General features: G+C 62.1%; 13 protein-coding genes. 12 read left to right on the top strand and 1 reads right to left on the bottom strand.

Annotation, left to right across the window (positions count from 1 at the left end; genetic code table 11):
* Positions 1–102 precede the first annotated feature (102 nt).
* Both V6765_RS08635 and V6765_RS08630 read left to right on the top strand, forming a co-directional pair.
* Positions 103–471 (top strand): hypothetical protein, encoded by a 369-nt coding sequence (locus tag V6765_RS08635; RefSeq protein WP_448427771.1) that lies wholly within the window; start codon positions 103–105, stop codon positions 469–471.
* 58 nt (positions 472–529) lie between these two features.
* Positions 530–1,465 carry an NADP-dependent oxidoreductase gene (locus V6765_RS08630; protein ID WP_448427769.1) on the top strand — a complete coding sequence of 312 codons (936 nt, stop codon included), beginning with the start codon at positions 530–532 and terminating at the stop codon, positions 1,463–1,465.
* A gap of 98 nt (positions 1,466–1,563) precedes the next feature.
* Here V6765_RS08630 and V6765_RS08625 read toward each other — a convergent pair whose 3' ends face one another.
* On the bottom strand, positions 1,564–2,178 hold the full coding sequence (locus V6765_RS08625; protein ID WP_448427767.1) for a TetR/AcrR family transcriptional regulator: 615 nt from the start codon (positions 2,176–2,178) through the stop codon (positions 1,564–1,566).
* A 139-nt stretch (positions 2,179–2,317) separates the two neighbouring features.
* Between V6765_RS08625 and V6765_RS08620 the strand changes: the two genes are divergently transcribed.
* The 10 genes from V6765_RS08620 (at position 2,318) to V6765_RS08575 (ending at position 17,043) form a co-directional block, all read left to right on the top strand.
* On the top strand, positions 2,318–3,196 hold the full coding sequence (locus V6765_RS08620; RefSeq protein WP_448427765.1) for an SDR family oxidoreductase: 879 nt from the start codon (positions 2,318–2,320) through the stop codon (positions 3,194–3,196).
* 50 nt (positions 3,197–3,246) lie between these two features.
* Positions 3,247–4,200, top strand: coding sequence for an alpha/beta hydrolase family protein (locus V6765_RS08615; RefSeq protein WP_448427763.1), 954 nt, complete (start codon positions 3,247–3,249; stop codon positions 4,198–4,200).
* Positions 4,201–4,390: 190 nt separating this feature from the next.
* The gene (locus V6765_RS08610) at positions 4,391–5,062 is read left to right on the top strand and encodes a response regulator (protein WP_448427761.1); all 672 of its coding nucleotides are present in this window, start codon (positions 4,391–4,393) and stop codon (positions 5,060–5,062) included.
* Positions 5,062–6,399 (top strand): sensor histidine kinase, encoded by a 1,338-nt coding sequence (locus V6765_RS08605; RefSeq protein ID WP_448427759.1) that lies wholly within the window; start codon positions 5,062–5,064, stop codon positions 6,397–6,399. The genes V6765_RS08610 and V6765_RS08605 overlap by 1 nt, the downstream gene beginning before the upstream one ends.
* Positions 6,400–6,680: 281 nt before the next feature.
* Complete coding sequence (locus V6765_RS08600) at positions 6,681–7,529, top strand: enoyl-CoA hydratase/isomerase family protein (RefSeq protein ID WP_448427757.1); 849 nt, start codon at positions 6,681–6,683, stop codon at positions 7,527–7,529.
* Positions 7,530–7,612: 83 nt separating this feature from the next.
* Positions 7,613–7,816: a hypothetical protein gene (locus V6765_RS08595; protein ID WP_448427755.1), complete on the top strand. Its 204-nt coding sequence runs from the start codon at positions 7,613–7,615 to the stop codon at positions 7,814–7,816.
* 6 nt (positions 7,817–7,822) lie between these two features.
* Positions 7,823–8,863, top strand: coding sequence for an ABC transporter ATP-binding protein (locus V6765_RS08590; protein ID WP_448427753.1), 1,041 nt, complete (start codon positions 7,823–7,825; stop codon positions 8,861–8,863).
* Entirely contained in the window at positions 8,860–9,618 is a 759-nt protein-coding gene (locus V6765_RS08585; RefSeq protein WP_448427751.1) for an ABC transporter permease, read from the top strand. Before V6765_RS08590 ends, V6765_RS08585 begins: the two co-directional genes overlap by 4 nt.
* Positions 9,619–9,803: 185 nt before the next feature.
* Complete coding sequence (locus V6765_RS08580; protein WP_448428764.1) at positions 9,804–10,688, top strand: DUF3313 domain-containing protein; 885 nt, start codon at positions 9,804–9,806, stop codon at positions 10,686–10,688.
* A 901-nt stretch (positions 10,689–11,589) separates the two neighbouring features.
* Complete coding sequence (locus V6765_RS08575; protein WP_448427749.1) at positions 11,590–17,043, top strand: autotransporter outer membrane beta-barrel domain-containing protein; 5,454 nt, start codon at positions 11,590–11,592, stop codon at positions 17,041–17,043.
* The last annotated feature ends 101 nt before the right edge of the window (positions 17,044–17,144 follow it).

Genomic DNA, 17,144 nt, shown 5'->3' with positions numbered 1-17,144 from the left:
ATGATCTCCAACAAAAGCCGGATTTTGACGCATAGTTCGTCTGAAGTCGACGGCCTATGATGCTTTCGCGATTCAGCGTTCATGTGCACGAGGAGATCGAGTTTGACCTTTGAGATATTGGCGCTGGTGATGACGGTCGCCTGTTGCGCTCTCGGCATCCGCTTCATCGTCTTCGGTGGCGGCGTTCTCAGGGAGTGGGGGCTCGAAAGCACGGCTGGCGCGCTGATCCTGTTTCGCCGGATGGGCCTGATGTATCTGGGCATCGCCTTGATGTTCTTCCTTGGCAGGACGGCCGCCCCTTCGGAAATCCGCTCAGCGGTGTGCCTTGTCATGGGCGGAACGGCCCTGCTGCTTGCGGGTCTGGGCATGTTCGAATTTTCGGCGCGGCGTGCCGGCGCGGGCATCTTTCGTTCGGCCATCGCGGAGGCGGTGCTTGGGGCCGCCTTTTTCTGGGTTTGGTGGGCGGGATGATGTCGGGTGTCTCGCTGCCAACTGATTTCAAGCTTGAGAAAATTGACGAGAACCCATCATGAAGCGCATCCAGTATTTCAAGTATGGCAACCCGGAAGAGCTTTCACTCGCCGATGTGGATCAGCCGAAACCCGGACGCGGCCAGATTCTGGTCCGCGTCAAGGCCGCGTCCGTCAACCCGATGGACTGGAAGATCCGCCGCGGCGAAATGAAAATGCTCTCCGGTTCGCGCTTTCCGCGCGGTCTGGGCCATGACTTTTCCGGTGTGGTCGATGCGGTCGGACCCGATGTCGAGCGATTCAAGGCGGGTGATGAAGTTTTCGGTGCCGCCTCGATCCGGCAAGCCGGCGCTTTCGCGGAATATGTCGTGGCGGACGAGAAAAACGTTGCGCTGAAGCCGACCACTATCACGTTCGAGCAGGCGGCAACCCTGACGGTTGTCGGTTCGGCAGCCTGGATCGGGCTGATCGCAAAGGCGAAACTGAGTGCGGGGCAGTCCGTTCTTGTCACCGGGTGTCTGGGCGGCGTGGGGCGTTCGGCGGTGCAGATCGCACGCATGCAAGGCGCAATCGTCACCGGCAGTTGTCGCGCCTCCGGGCGCGCGGAGGCTAAGGCGCTGGGCGTGAGCGAGGTGATCGACTACAACGCCTTCGAGGTCGGGGCCTATCGACGCCGGTTCGATGTCATTTTCGATACCGCAGGCGCGCTGTCGCTGCGCCAGTGTGGCGCAATGCTCCGGAAGGGCGGCCTGTCACTGCACATCGTTCCGACGCCCGCCAAGATGATTGGCTGCCTGCTTTCACCGCGCCATCACATCGTGATCGCCAATCCAACCCCCGAAAGTTTCGCGGGCATTTCCCAAGCGGCAGCGCAGGGCAGGCTCGCCCCGGTGATCGGTCGTGTCGTGCCGCTGTCCGAAGCAATCCCGGCGATCATCGCGCTTGAGAAGACGGGCAACCCCAAGGGGAAGCTGGTGATTACTCCCATGGCGTAGGGCTGGAAAGCAGCCACCATCCGGGTAGAAGCGCTCTATCTCTTTGTTCTGGCGAATTTTCGCCGTCGTCAGCTGTTTCTACCTGACTACGAAACACTCTACTCAGGCTTATGTGAGGGACCCGCAGCGCCTTGCGGACCGGCGGCGCGATAGCGCAGCCCGTCAACCAGCAGCGCGACCAGTCGGCGCGCGGCGGCTGGATTGCCATCGCTTGACGGCATGCAGAGGCTCGCGACCGCGCGCAGAAGGTCATACGGGTTTGCGTCGGGGCGTATTTCTCCGGCGGCGACGGCGGCATCGAGCAGTCTTTGCAGCGCAGGCTCGAACCGGCTGTCGAAATAGGCGGGCAGAGCCTCGAATGCCGGATCGCCCGAATGGAGCGCGGCGGCCAGACCGCGCTTGGCAACGATGAAGTCGACATAGCGCTGCATCCAGCGGTCGAGCGCCTCTGCGGGCGGATAGGCTTCGGCGAGAGAGGCCGCGGCGTCCGCGCAGGCGTCGACCTCACTGCGAAACACCGCCGCAATCAGGTCGGAGCGCTGCGGAAAATTGCGGTAGATGGTCCCGACCCCGACGCCCGCCTTTTCCGCGATCTCGCGCATCGGCGCCTCGACCCCCGATGTGGCGAACACGTCCCGCGCGGTGCGCACCAGTGTCTCGATATTGCGCTGCGCATCCGCGCGCACGCTCCGTCCCGACGATCTGCCAGCCATGGATTCCTGAAATTCTCCGATACGAGCTTGTTAAACGGAACAATGTTCCGTATATAGGCGGAAGACTGTTCCGCTTAATACGCCGCCGGGCTTCAAAAAGCCAGTAGAGAAACCAGGGTACTTATTCGAGGGATATGAAATGCGCATTTTTCTGACCGGCGCGACCGGTTTCATCGGTTCGGCGATCGTGCCCAACTTGCTCAACGACGGACACGAAGTCCTGGGACTTGCGCGGTCGGAACCGTCAGCCGAAGTCTTGCGGCAAGCCGGTTGCGATGTCCTGAAAGGCGATCTGCGTGACCTGGAGAGCCTGCGCCTTGGCGCGGAGCAAGCCGATGCCGTTATCCATACGGCCTTCGATCATGATTTCTCCCGCATGGCGGAAAACTGCGAGATGGACCGCCTCGCGATCGAGGCGATGGGCAGCGCCCTTGCCGGATCGAACAAGAGGTTCATCGTCACATCAGGACTGCCGCCCCTCGTGGGCCAGGTTTCGACGGAGACCGATATCCTGCCGCCCGGCGCTCACGGCATGCCGCGCGTATCGGAGCAGGTCGCCATGGCTTTGACAGACAGCGGCATCAGCGTGTCGGTGATCAGGATGCCGCAGGTCCACGACCGGAACCGGCAGGGATTTGCCTCCTACCTGATGGATCATGCGCGCAATCACGGCGTCTCGGCCTATGTCGGCGACGGACAAAACCGCTGGCCGGCGGTTCATCGGCTTGATGCCGCCCGGCTTTACAGCCTCGTCCTCGACAATGGCGCGAGCGGCGAGCGCTACCATGCCGTGAGCGAAGAAGGCGTGACAGTCCGCGACGTCGCCGAAGCGATCGGCAAACGGCTGGATGTGCCGGTGAGGTCGCTTTCGGAAGAAGACTCGGCATCCCACTTCGGCTGGCTTGATCGGATTGCGCGGATGGACGTCCCGGCCTCCAGCGTCCTGACAAGACAAAAGCTGCAATGGCAACCCCTGCAGAAGGCCGGTCTCATCCAGGATATTCTGGACTCGGTCTGAACGAGGGTCTGTCACCCAAAACATCATTCCCGCGAATGGAGACCAAGATCATGTCCGAACCAACCGTAAAACCGGACAGGCCGCCGGTACCGATGGCAACCCCGATCCTTTCCTTCAGTCCGGTGACCTTCGAGGTCCCGGGCCGCCAGGCGCCGCTTGAAATGCGGGTCGTCGTCCCTGCCACGGGCGACAAGCTGCCGGTGATCCTGCTGTCTCACGGCCACGGCTCGTCCAATTTTATCGCCTCGATGCGAGGCTATGGCCCGCTGGTCGATTTTTATGCCTCCCATGGCTTCGTGGTGATCGTTCCAACGCACCAGAACTCCAGGACTCTCGGCCTCGATACGAGCGGTCCCGAGGGACCGCTGTTCTGGAAATCGCGCCCGAGGGACATGCGCTTCATCATCGATCATCTCGATGAGATCGAAACCGCCGTCCCCGGCCTTGCGGGACGTATCGACAGGAATCGCATCGCCGCGGTTGGGCATTCCCTGGGCGGGCACACCGTCGCCATGCTGGCCGGCATGCGCGTGAAGGATCCCGAAAGCGGTGAAGACGTGGACCTTTCCGAGCCACGAATAAAGGCGGCCGTCCTGTTCTCGCCGCCGGGCAGCGGAAGCGGTGCGTCCGCAAAGATAGCCGAACGCTATCCGGCCCTGGTCAACAGCGACTTCAGCTTCATGACGACGCCTTGTCTGGTGGTGACGGGCGACAAGGACATCAACCCGATGTTCTCCGAGCGCCCAGACTGGCGGGCAGATGCCTACCGGCTTGCTCCGGGCCCCAAATCGCTCCTGACCGTGAGGGATGCCGGGCACATTTTCGGCGGCATATCGGGCTATGACGCTGCGGAAACCTCGGACGAAAGCCCTGAACGCGTTGCCGCCATCCAGCGCATCACCTGGGCCTATCTCAGAACCGCGCTCTATCCGGATGATCCGGCCTGGAGCACGATCACGAGCGAAACTGAAACCGGCTCAGAGGGGCGGATCGAGAGCAAATAGACAGAGGCTTAAAAGCCGATTTCCGAGGGCGGGCGATTGCGCCGCCGGAATGATTTGTCCGCCATGAACCTGTGGTCCGGCACCAGCGTTCGGCCAAAGCGTCTTGCCGGAGCGTGCAGCCCTTTTATCCCCGTAATGCTGCTGCAATCTCGGTAGGCAAGACTGCCGCTGCGCACAACCCGGAGAAGCGATGAGGCTCCTGCTGATAGAAGATGAAAGGGAGTTGGCGAATGCGCTGGCGGCGGCGCTGGGCAAGCAAGGCATTGTCATCGACCATGCCGTGTATCTCGCGGATGCATTCGAGCTCACGCTTCAAAACACATACGACGCCATTCTGCTGGACCGGCGCTTGCCCGATGGCGAAGGCCTGACCTTCATTCCGAAGCTGAGGCGGGCCGGGATTGATACGCCCGTCATCGTGCTGACGGCCAGAAACGAACCGATGGAGCGCGTCGAGGGGCTGGACCTCGGCGCGGACGATTACCTCGGAAAGCCGTTTCTCATCGAGGAACTGATGGCGCGGGTGCGCGCCCTGCTCAGGCGCCCGCAAACCCTGGAGGAACAGACTATCCGGGTCGGGCGATTGCACATCGACCCGCTGCATCTCGATGTAATGGCTGGCGCCGTGCCGCTCGATCTTCCCCGGCGTGAACTTCTGGTCCTTCAGGCGCTCGCCAGACGGAAGGGAAAGACCGTTCTTCGCTCAACGCTCGAGGAGGCGGTCTACAATTACGAGGAGGAAATACAATCCAACGCTCTTGATGCCCATATTTCGAGGCTGCGAAAGCGGCTGGCGGATGCCGGAGCCGGGGTGACGATCCACAATATCCGGGGCGTCGGCTATCTTCTGAGGGAGGAATGATGCGCGCCGGACGCCAATCCAGTCCCTCGCTCAGGTGGCGATTGAGCTGGCAGCTCAGCCTCGTGATCACGGCGGTGATTGCCGTCGTCATCGTCGGGCTTTCCGTCTATGCAACGATGGTGCTTTCGCCGAATGTCGCCGTGGAACAAGCGGTCAAATCCGCCGTGGCGGAGGCGATCGAGCGCGACCGTGAAGGCGATCTCAGGCTTAAAGAGACCCGGGCCCTTCGTTCATTGATCGCGCGCAACGACGGGCTCTGGTTCGTGGTCGCCACAACCAACGGCGATTCCGTCTCCCATGGAACAGTCCCCGCAAATTACGCCGCCATCGCGCCGCTCGTGAGCCTGTTCCATTCAGCGGATATTCGCGGGGCAAGCGGTGTACGTGAAATCGCTTCGATCGAGGACGTCGAGACGCCGATCGGCGACGTCAGGATCCTGTTTGGCGGTACCGCCGGCAAAGGCTGGCCTGTTCTTGCGATCCTCGCGGAGGCCTATCCGATCTACCTCTCGCTGCTTGCAATCGCGCTGCCGGCCATCTTTCTTGCGGTTCCCCGCATCGTCGGGCGTGCGATCGCGCGCGTCAGCGACGTCGCTGACATGGCATCGCAGATCGAGCTGCAGCAGCGTGGGGACCGGCTTCCGGTCGCCGGCATTCCCAAGGAGGTTGCGCCTCTCGTGGTAGCGTTCAACGGCGCGCTCGAGCGTATCGAAAACGAGTTCGGGAAACGCCAGCGCTTCTTGATCGACGCGGCGCATGAACTCAGGACGCCGATCGCCATCATGCAGACGCGCATCGAGGGCCTGTCCGACGGGCCGGAGCGCAGGCGATTGCTGGATGATGTCGCGCGCCTGGCGGATATGGCGGAGCAGCTTCTCGATTTCGAGCGCGGCGGCCAGACGATCGATCTCGCCGAAACGGTGGATCTCGTCGATATCGCGCGCATAGCGGTGGCGGATCTCGCACCGCTCGCCATCGCGGCGGGGTACGAGATTTCGTTTCATGGCGGCGACATGCCCGTCGAGCGCAAAGGCGACATCGCCGCCCTGCGCCGCGCGATCGGCAATCTCATCCGCAACGCCATCGAGCACGGCGGCGGCCATGGGACAATCACGGTTTCAGCGTCGGCGGACGGCGAAATCAGCGTGAGCGATGAAGGCCCCGGCATAGCGGCGGATCATCAGGACCTGGTGTTCGAGCCTTTCTATCGCGTGGTTCCGAACAGCCGGGGAGCAGGCCTTGGACTAAGCCTGGTAAAGCAGATTACCGAAAGACATGGCGGGCATGTCAGTATCGAAAGCAGCTCCAGCGGCACCAGGGTAACAATGCGGCTTTAGGCTTTAAGAGCGGTCCTCAGGTCCCGAAAAGAGAATATTTCGCTGACGGGGGCATCCGTCGGCATCCATGGCGCGGCCCGTAATGTCCCCGCAATTCTTCCGTTCCATCTTTGCTCGCGAACCATCGCCGCAGCCTGCGGCCGCATTGAAACGAGAGCAGATTTCATGAGAACCGACAATCGCACATCACGGGCAAGAGGCCGCTCGACTTCGCTGACGGCCGCGTTGCTTGCGCCCATCTCGATCGCAGCTTCCGCCACCCCTTACCGGAGGCAGTGCTCATGACCTGGGATCCGAGCGCGGAATGGACGGGTTATGCCGCACCGACATCGTTCGATGACTACGCGAAGCGCTACGAGCGCTTCTTCAGGATGCGGCGCGAGGGCGGCATCATCGAGCTGCGCATGCACACCGACGACGGTCCCTACAGACATACCCACGCCGCCCACAACGCCTGGGCCCGCGTCTGGCAGGATGTCGGCAACGATCCCGAGAACCAGGTGCTGATCCTGACCGGCACGGGCGACCAATGGATGATGGGCGATCCGAAAGGACTCAATCCGAAACCGGCGGCGGAGCTGGACCCGGACCACATCTACCAGCGGATGATGGACGGGTGGAAGCATATCGAAAACTTCATCTACGGCATCGACATGCCCACCATCGCGGCCGTCAACGGTCCCGGCGTCCACACGGAATTCGCGCTTTTGTCCGACGTCACCTTTTCAGCGCCGGACGCGGATTTCATGGACCCCCACTTCTGGTTGGGAAGCCCCCCGGGCGACGGGCAGGGCATGGCGCTGCAAGCCCTGATGGGGCCAAAGCGCGCCGCCTATTCTATCTACGCGTCGAAATCCATTCCGGCGCCAGAGGCCCTCGAGCACGGACTCATCAACGAGATCTTTCCGCGGGACGCGCTTCTCGACAGGGCCTGGGACCTCGCCCGCTACATGATGAAACGGCCGCGCTACACGCGCTGGGCGACCCATAACATCCTGTCGCGACATTGGAAGAAGGCGATCTCGGAAGATTTCGGATTCCACATGGCGCATCAGATGCTGGCAAATGTGGCGAGCCAATCGGTTGTCCCGGATCCGGCGCTGCTGGCCGATCCCCGCAACCCCTTTTGACCAGACATTGGGGGTGTCCTGCCGAGCAGCCGAAGCCGCCCGCTTTGATTGCCCGGCAGGGCGCACCCTTTCCCGGAGTGAGCATGACTGCCGATCACGAAGATCCCATCGCCGTGCAAAGACGCGGACAGTTCCCATTGACACGCCGTGCACTGCTCGCTGCTTCGTTGGCAACAATTGCCGCAGCCCCGGTCTCGAAAGCCTTTGGCGGCAGCGTGCAACCCGTGACGGGGCCGATCAACCCTGAATGCGCCTACGTCTATGCCTATGTCTACGTCCTGGGGTAGGCCGGCATGAGCATTATCGGTCCTTGCCGATCCCAACCGTGTGCAACGGCGCAGGATATCCAATCGACTGCACATCTTCCGCTTGCGGACGGGGAGGTGCGTCACACCAACCAACCTCCCGACAAACGAACCGCAGTCGGCATCAGAGCGCATCGACTGACCAAGAGATACGGCAATAAGCTCGTGGTGAAGGACCTGTCATTCACCGCGGAGCCGGGTGTCATTACCGGCTTCCTCGGCCCCAACGGAGCGGGCAAGAGCACGACCTTGCGGATGCTGCTCGGGTTGACCGAACCAACCTCGGGCGAAATTACGATCGCCGGTCATCATATCGCCCGGTTGAATGATCCGGCGCGGACCATCGGCGCATTGCTGGATGCGCGGGCGACGCATCCGCATCGTACCGCATTCAACCACCTGCTCGCCTTCGCACACGCTGCGGACCTCGGCAAGGCGCGGGTTCGCGAAGTCATGGACCTTGTGGGCCTCACGAGCGCCGCCCACCACCGGGTGGGAACCTTCTCGCTCGGGATGAGCCAACGGCTGGGCATTGCGACGGCTTTGCTCGGCGATCCAGGCATTCTGGTCCTTGACGAGCCGCTCAACGGTCTCGATCCGGAAGGAATCCGCTGGATGCGAACCTTGCTGCGAACTCTGGCGAATGACGGACGCACCATCCTGTTTTCGAGCCATCTGATGTCGGAAATGGAACTGACGGCGGACAGGTTGGTCGTCATCACACAAGGTCAGTTGATCGCGGACTGCACGCTGGCGGAGTTCATCCGGCTTCATGCGCCGGGCGCTGTCGCGGTTCGGACCCCTTCGCGAACCCAGCTTGCAACGGCTCTGGGCCGCGCCGGCATTGCTTGCGAAGACGACTCGACATCGAGCCTTCTCATCACCGGCGTCGACGCGAAGACCGTCGGCGGGATCGCCGCCCGGGAGGCGATTGTCCTCGAAGAACTGACCCAGGTCCGCGGTTCGCTGGAAGATGTCTTCCTTCGCCTCACGCGCGACGCGCGCGATGATAAGGGCCATGTCGCATGAGCATCCTGCGCTCCGAATGGACAAAGCTCTCCAGCGTCAGAACCACATGGTTGCTGGTGGCAAGCGCGATGCTCGCAAGCGTGTTGCTGGGGCTTCTCGGCGTGTCCGACCTGATCGGCGCACGGCCGACAGACTTGCCCGAATACTGGGATCCGACGGCAGAGAGCCTGAAGGGCTTGCTGTTCGCTCAGCTCCTGGTCGGCATGCTGGGGGCGCTAACCATCACGTCTGAATATGAGACCGGAATGATCGCGACCAGTCTCGCCATCGTCCCGTCAACACCCCGCCTTCTGATAGCGAAGGCGGCGGTGGTGTCTGCCATCGGGCTTGGCACCGGACTTGCCACGGCGCTGATCAGCTTCACGGCGGTGCAAATGGCGCTCGGCGATGCCGGTCTTCCGATCGCGAGCATAGGCGGTTCGGGTGTCGCCCGGGCGCTCGTCGGAGCCGCGCTTTACGTCGCGCTCATCGCCGTCATCGGGCTTTCTGTTGGCGTCCTTACGCGGTCGACCGCCGTGAGCCTGGCGGCCCTTGTCGGCATCACCCTGCTCACGCCAGCCATCGCACCGTCCATACCGGGCCCGATCGGCGATTGGTTCGCGCGGTATTGGCCGATTACGGCCGGCCAGAAGGCCTATACGGTCATCCAGCTACCCGATGACGTTTCACCATGGCTTGGATTGGGACTCCTCACGGCGGCAACGCTCGCGCTTGGGATTGCCAGCATCCTGGCATTCGTCTTGCGGGATGCCTGACTGGTCATAGAACATAATTCGGTGGGCGGTATCCCCCAACAACGCGCGCTTGAACCTCCATCCGCCCATGCCAACGGCAGAATCGCCGCCGTTCGAACAGCCTGTAATGCTGCGGCAATCCTGCGCCCGCAACCTTCCGCCAGCATTTGTGACGGAGGCTATGAAGCGTGCGCAACGTTCCATCAATCTTCTCGTTCCGAGGATTTGCCGAATCGCTCCGGACGTTTCGGTTCAGAGGTCTCAGTCTCGCCTTGCCGGTGATTGTTGCGATATCCGGATGTGCCTCGGTGCCTCTGAAGAACGCCGGAACGCTGACCTCCTACAGCAATCTCGGCGCTTCCAAGGGAACGCTGTCAAAGAAGCGAATTTACGTGGATGGCAAAGGTCTGGCCGCGGTGAAGTCCGCCAGCATCGTACCGACCAGCTACGCATCTGGCGCCGCATCCCGTGTCGAATCACAAGCCGACCGTGCACTGGTGTCCAATGCATTGGATCGGGCACTCTGCGTCGCGCTGAGCGACAAATATAAGATGCTTCCAGCCGGCCAGCCGGCGGATATCACGATCCGGTCCGTCATCACCAACGTTGTTCCGACGAACAAGGTGGCGGCGGGCATTGCAAGTGTCGTGACCGTGGGCGGCGGATTCGCCATACCCGGCGATGTTCCCTTTCTCGGCGTGCCACGCCTGCCCATCGGCCTGGGCGGGCTGGCGGTTGAAGCGGAGGCGGTTGACAGCGGCGGCGTCCAGCGCGCGGCGATCGTCTGGGCGCGCGGGGCAAATTCGTTCCAGGACAATCCTCGCGTTTCAGAGGTGGGCGACGCCTATGGCCTCGCATCCAGGTTCGCGAATGACTTTTCCGACATGCTGATCGCCGGCAAGGAGCCGAAGATGTGGGACATTTCCCTTCCAACGAGGCACGGCGTGCAATCCTGGCTGGGCGGAAAACCCAAATACCCCGCCTGTGATGCCTTTGGCCGGGCGCCCGGAGTGATGGGCGCCATTGCGGCCAATTACGGGCTGCCACCGGAATGGACCGACAAGAAGCCCAAGCCGCGCATCACGCCCTGATGCCTTCCTACCGATAACCAGGAGATTGCCCCCCATGATCCAACCCGAAGGGCGCTTCCAACCAAACACCAGCTTCAAGCAGAATGCGAGACCTGCGCCACGTGCGGGCCGTCGTTTTCCTTGGTGCCGAGCGATCATCGTAGCCTTGAGCGTGCTCATCTCGCAGCAGGCCGCCACGGCCGCCGCGCCATCGGCTGCGGTCAAAGAAACGTGCGGAGCGGAAATCCGTTCGATCTGTCTACGGCCATGGCGACTTACACCTGATGCCATATCGGCATGCGTCGAGGAGAACAGCTCGAAACTGTCTCCCGTTTGTCAGGACTTTTGGGTCACCGCCAGCATGTGCCAGTCAGAAATGAGAGAAGTCTGCGGTGGGCTAAACCCATTCACAATCAAGAGCTGCCTGAAAAACAGGAAGCACGCGTTCTCGCAAGTATGTCAGGATACCCTGAACGCAGAATAGGGATCTTGATTTCACTGTGCTGATGAGAGCGCGGAGTTGGTTCTGTGCCAGACGTTGCATTTGATCTTCACCATCTCCAATACGCGATGCCGGCTGCCGGGCATGGGCGCTTTCGCCGGCCTTTGAAGCAGGCGAGACATCTGCGATTCGAAAGCTATTTCGGGACGTTCGGCACATCATTGGGTACGTTCAGGCGATACACGGCCTCCTTTTCCCCTTAATCAGAAGATCGATCCGTCCGGGTTAGTGAAACGTGTCGCTTCCGGACAATCCATCGCTTCAAGGCAGTGGCTCATGCGTCCGTGCTCAACGCAGGTTTGCTTGATGCGCCACGTCCTTAAATGTTAGCGATTGCTATCGAATCTGCTTGTATTTCTGTGCGCTTAATGTCATCTCGCTAAATCAGGAATCAGCTTATTAGCTTTATTGGGGGGCTACATGACATTGTCGAGAGAGAACCTGCGCGGCGGGCGTATGACCAAGGTCGCGGGCAAGGCAGCGAGCTACGCGCCGCGCGCAACCGCATCGGTGATAGCGCTCAGCATGCTGGCGCTTTCGTCAGGTGCGGCTTATTTCAGCGCGGGTGCTTCGACTGCATTTGCGGCGAATGAGTGCGGATCGGTGAGTGGCGCCAATGCGGTGATCGATTGTACCGGCAATAAGCCGGTCGGCATCACCTATAATAACCTGCAGGGTGCGACTGTTACGCTCAATGATCCCGGCATGAAAATCGGCGATGCTTGGTATAATTTTAGCTTCACTGGCGTGAGGCTCACCTCGAGCGGCGGCAATGCGCTTACCCTCAACGCCGACAGCTACGATAGGATTTACTGGCCGGTCGTGCTTCAAGGCGATGGTGCGGTAGCCGCAAACTTTTCCGGCGGCGAGGTGCGGGGTGGGCTCCTTGCGACAGCCAATATTGTCGTCACGCTTGCGCCAGGCGGCACTGCCGATCATATCGGTACGGTCAACCTTGACGGTACGACGGTAAGCATCGGGTCAGCGCTGACGCCCGGCACCAGCGCCGTTATCGTGAACGGCAATGCCGATGGTTCTGAAATGGCGGCGACGATCACCGGCGGTTCATCCGTCAGCATCGGCGGCAACAATGCGTTCGGCGTACGCCTGACGGGTAGCGGCGTGGGCAATACCGGTTCGGTCACCGTTGATGGCGCAAGCCAGATCACGGCGTCCAACAGCGTCAACCAGGACCTCGGCAATCTGGGCGTTTATAAGGCAACCGCGATCAGCGTCGAAACGTCCGGTGCTTCCAGCTTTGGTTATGTGTCCTTGTCGGACGATGCCGACGTGACCGCCTCGGCCGGCAATACAACACTCGCGAGTCTCCGTGCGACTTCGACGGGCGTTTCCAACACGGCCGGTGACGGCGGCGTCAAAACCATCATTGACAACGCAACGCTGACCTCATTGGCGACTTCGGTAGAGACCTCCACAGCTTTTGGTATCGACAACCAGAGCATCGGTGGTGTGGCCGAGGCCACAATCAAAGGCGCGGGATCAGTTTCCGCAACAGCTGAAACTGTTACGGTTCTTGGCAGTGGCTTGCAGGCTTCTGCAACTGCGATCCGCAACGCGTCGGATACACAGAATGCGTTCGTTTTTGTTACCGAAGATGGAGATGTGATCTCCGAAGCTACCATTGAATCGGGCAATGCCACTGCCTCCGGCGTCATCAATAGCGGCGGCCCTGAGGCAACGACTGTTCTGGACGAAAGCGGGATTACCGCGACGGCAAGTGGCACCGGCGTTGTGCAAGCCACAGCGGTTGACAACACCGCTACCACGGGTCGCGCCGGCGTCGGTGCTGATGCCAGCACGATTATGGCCTCCGTCACCAGCACCAACAGCTACGCGGTCTCAACCGCAATCGAAAACCGGGCCGAAACCGAAGCGCGGATCCGCATTCGCGGCGGCAGCGTCATCACCAGCAGGGCGACGGGCGCGGCGAGCGCCGGTCTTGGCGGGTTTGCCGCCAGTTCGACCGGCGTTCTCAACGCTTCGACGGCGGGCGACGCTTCCACCGTCATCGACGATATGTCGAGCGTTGCCGCCGGGGCGTTCAGCACCTCGCAGAACACCAACGCTCTTGCGGTCAACACCTTCACGTCGCTTGGAGAGGCGCGCACCGCGCTGGACAATGGATCGACTGCGGTTGCCCTGGCTGAAAGCGAGCTTGATGCCACCGCGCTTGCGGTTCGCAACTTCTCCTATAATGGCGGCGGCCGGGTCGAGCTTGACAATGGCAGCACGATCACTGCCACGGCGGACAGCGTTGACGGCAGCGCCACGGCGACCGGGATCATGGCCGTCGCGGTCGGCGACGACGCCATTGTTCGCCTGCTGGGCGCAAGCGATGTTTCCGTCGACGTCAGCGGCAGCGATGTTTACGCCTATGGCATCATGAACACCCTGAGCGGGGCCGGCACGGCCGGTGTTGAAATCGATGCGGGCAGCGTGGTCGATGTCGGAACCGTCGATGAGGCGGGAACGACCGCCTACGTGACCGGCGTCAGCAACGCTGCCAAGGACCCGCTTGGCCTGGCCTACGCTGCGATCAAGGGGCTGGTTTCGGGTACGGCTGAAGCCTCAGGCGCTGCCGAAGTGTTTGGCGTCGTCAACGCTGCCGCGGGCGGCGAGGCCGTGATCGAACTTTCGGAATCGGCGGAAGTGATCGCGGAAGGCACGAGCAAGAATGACATCGCCACGGCCGTCGCGATAGAAAACACCAACACCGCCGGCCTGGCCAAGGGCGTGGTTGCGGGTGCCGGCAGGGTCACTGCCTTTGCCGAAGGTGCGCTCGATGCCAATGCGGCCGGGTTCAGCAATGTCTCGGGTTCCGGCTTTGCGGGCCTTGCCCTTGCTGAGGCGGGCAGCGTCAGCGCAACCGCGATCAGCGGTACGGCATCTGCCGAGGCAAGGGCTCTCAACAACTTTGCCAATGACGGCGACGCGTTTGTCGAACTGCTCGATGCCAGCCTCGCTTCGGCCGAGGCCAAAGGCCAAATTGCCACGGCGCGCACCGTGGCCAACGAAGTGCATGGCGCTGGCGAAGCCTTTCTTGATCTTGGTGTCGGCAGCACGCTGCTAGCGAAGGCGTCGGCGAGCGATGAGGCGCGGGCGGTGGCTGCGACCAACTTCGCCCACAGCGCCGGTGGCTCGGCAACCGCTATGCTGGGCGGCCTGATTTCCGCCGATGCCGAGGGCACCGGTGATGTTATTGCCGGCGGAGTGTGGAACAGCTCCCGCCTCGGCGACGCCGACATGATCGTGTTGGGGACGGGCGACGTCAAGGTCGGTATTATCGGGGCTCTTGATGCCTCTGCCACAGGGCTGCGCAACATGACCGAAGAGGGCAGGGCGCAACTGCTCGTGGAGGAGGGCGCTTCGATCAGTGCGATCACCGCTGCGAGTTTCTATGCAGAATCGATCGGCATCGAAAATGCTGCCGTGGGCGATGGAACGGCCCACTCCATCCTTGGCGGCGTCGCCTCGGTAATAGCGGGTAGCATCAGCGGTGATGCAGAAGGAACGGGCCTCAGCACCGAGACCGATGGCGCCGGCGACGCTGTCACGGAAGTCAAGTCGACGGCTTCGGTCAACTCGACGGTGGGGGCCGACAATGGATTTGCAAGCTCGATCGGGGTGGGCAGCCAGGCCCATGGCACCGGCGATGCCTACGCCACGTCCGAAGCCGGCTCCTACATCCAGACGATTGCAGATGGCGGCCCTGTTGCCACGGCCATCGGCATCGGCGCGCTTGCGGAAAACGGCAATGCGACGGTTGTGACCGCTGGCGATATCGCGCTCGAGGCTAGCTCCTCCGGGGATATCTTCGCGGCCGCAGCTCTCGCCCAGGTCAACAATGGCGGCATGGCCAGCCTGACGATGAACGGCGGTTCGGTTTCCGCGACCGCTTCCGGCGCGGCGATCGGCCTCGGCACGTTCACGCTTGGTTCGGACGCAACCTACGCCGTCAACGCGCTTGGCGGTTCGGTGGCGGCCGATATCGGCATCAAGACCGAGTCCGAAGCCGGCCAGACCGGCACGGTGATGATCGGCTCCGATGCCGCGATCACGGCTTCCGGCGGTCATGACGGCATGGCGCTTGTCGATCTGGACGGCGCGGTCACCGTGACCACGACCGGTACGGTTGTCGGTACGGCATGGCTTGGCGCCGGCGATGACGCCTTCAACCTTGCGGGCGGCTCCTGGACCGGCGATATCCAGGGCGAGGACGGCAATGATGCCTTCAACTGGACCGGCGGCGCGCTCAACAGCGGCTTCTACGGCGGCGCCGGCAACGATACGGCCTATCTCGGCGGCGGCGCGATCTATGATGGCACCGAGGTGTTTGATGGCGGCGCCGGCGTTGATGCGCTGACCTTTAACGGCGTTTCGGCGACGACGGCGGGCTCGCTGATCGCCAACTGGGAAACCTTCAGCCTCGATAACACCATGCTGACGCTGACGGGCGGGGCGATCACCGTCGGTTCGACCGCGGACGCATCGCAGGGGATCTACCTCAATAACTCCACGCTCCAGGTCAACCAGAGCACCGCCTTTAACGGCAACATGTTCCTGAACCCCGGCTCGACGCTGTCGTCGGTTAACGGGGCGACGGGCGATGCCATGACGGTGACCGGCAACCTCACCGGCGGCGGCACGCTGGCGATCGATGTCGATCTGGCCAATGCGATCGGCGACTCGCTCACGGTCAACGGCGCCAATCTCGGCGGCGTCACCACGCTGTCGCTGAACGAGCTGTCGACTGGCTATGCCTCGGGCAAGGCAATCGAGATCATCACGCTTGACGGCGGCGAGCAGGGCACCTTCGTGCTGCCCGGCTATAATGTCTCGGGCGCCTATGCCTACGCTCTAAGCGAGGTCGGCAACCAGTACTTCCTGACTGGCGATTTCTCCAATGCGACGCCGGTCTACGAGGCTCTGCCCGAGCTGATGCTCACGCTGAACCGCCCCGACTCGCTGCAGGATCGCGTCGGCGAGCGCTACTGGAACCTCGGGGATGTTGCCGATCCGGGCTATGTCTGGGCTGATTTCACCGGCGGTCGCGAGCATTATGACGGCACCGAAGGCACGCTGAACGCCTCTTACAATGCCGATATCTACCGGCTTCGCATGGGCGTGGACGCGCAGTTCGGCGAGACCGAAAGCGGCTTTGCGGTTGGCGGCCTGGTATTCCAGTATGCCAACGCCTCGGCCGATGTCAGCTCGCGCGTCGGCGGCGGCGATGTCGTCACCCAGCTCTTCGGCATGGGCGCGACGATGACCTGGTACGGCACTAACGGCTTCTATCTCGACGGTCAGGCCTTCGGCAATGTCATCAACAATGACATCACGATCGCCGGCATGCCGACGCTCAGCATGCAGCAGTCCTATGGCTATTCGCTGTCGGCTGAGACCGGATACCGCTTCGACGTGGCGCCGGGCTGGGCGGTCACCCCGCAGGCGCAGCTCACCTGGGGTTCGGTCAACTTCGATGATTTCACCGGCGTCTACAATGAAGACGTATCGCTGGTGAACGGCGACAGTCTTGCTGCCCGCATGGGTCTGCAGACCGATTACCGCACCGACTGGACCACCGCTACGGGTGAAGCCCGGAGCGCCTCGTTCCACGGCATCGCCAATGTGTATTACGACTTCACTAACGACCCGAGCGAAGTCCGGGTCTCGGGCGTCAACATGTCGACGGATGACGGCGACTGGACGGGCGAGATCGGCATTGGCGGCAGCTATACCTGGCTGAACGGTAAGCTCGGCATCAATGGCGACGTAACGGCCTCGACCGGGCTGGAAAACTTCGGCGACAGCTACGGCCTCACCGGCAAGGTCAGCTTCCAGATGCAGTGGTAAGCAGCCGACCGTTACCAAAACAAAACCCCCGGACCCTCACGGTTCCGGGGGTTTTTCATTTTAGTCAGAGAACAGAACGGTGTCCCGTCTCAGTAGCCTGC

The organism is Martelella sp. FOR1707, assembly GCF_053484265.1.
Note: the sequence above shows the minus strand (reverse complement) of the source record. Positions and strands in the feature narration are given on the sequence as shown.

Bases quoted from the DNA above. Each gene is read 5' to 3' on its own strand.
- V6765_RS08630 (WP_448427769.1), top strand. From the start codon at position 530: ATGAAGCGCATCCAGTATTTCAAGTATGGCAACCCGGAAGAGCTTTCA.
- V6765_RS08625 (WP_448427767.1), bottom strand. From the start codon at position 2,178: ATGGCTGGCAGATCGTCGGGACGGAGCGTGCGCGCGGATGCGCAGCGC.
- V6765_RS08620 (WP_448427765.1), top strand. From the start codon at position 2,318: ATGCGCATTTTTCTGACCGGCGCGACCGGTTTCATCGGTTCGGCGATC.
- V6765_RS08615 (WP_448427763.1), top strand. From the start codon at position 3,247: ATGTCCGAACCAACCGTAAAACCGGACAGGCCGCCGGTACCGATGGCA.
- V6765_RS08610 (WP_448427761.1), top strand. From the start codon at position 4,391: ATGAGGCTCCTGCTGATAGAAGATGAAAGGGAGTTGGCGAATGCGCTG.
- V6765_RS08605 (WP_448427759.1), top strand. From the start codon at position 5,062: ATGCGCGCCGGACGCCAATCCAGTCCCTCGCTCAGGTGGCGATTGAGC.
- V6765_RS08600 (WP_448427757.1), top strand. From the start codon at position 6,681: ATGACCTGGGATCCGAGCGCGGAATGGACGGGTTATGCCGCACCGACA.
- V6765_RS08595 (WP_448427755.1), top strand. From the start codon at position 7,613: ATGACTGCCGATCACGAAGATCCCATCGCCGTGCAAAGACGCGGACAG.
- V6765_RS08590 (WP_448427753.1), top strand. From the start codon at position 7,823: ATGAGCATTATCGGTCCTTGCCGATCCCAACCGTGTGCAACGGCGCAG.
- V6765_RS08585 (WP_448427751.1), top strand. From the start codon at position 8,860: ATGAGCATCCTGCGCTCCGAATGGACAAAGCTCTCCAGCGTCAGAACC.
- V6765_RS08575 (WP_448427749.1), top strand. From the start codon at position 11,590: ATGACATTGTCGAGAGAGAACCTGCGCGGCGGGCGTATGACCAAGGTC.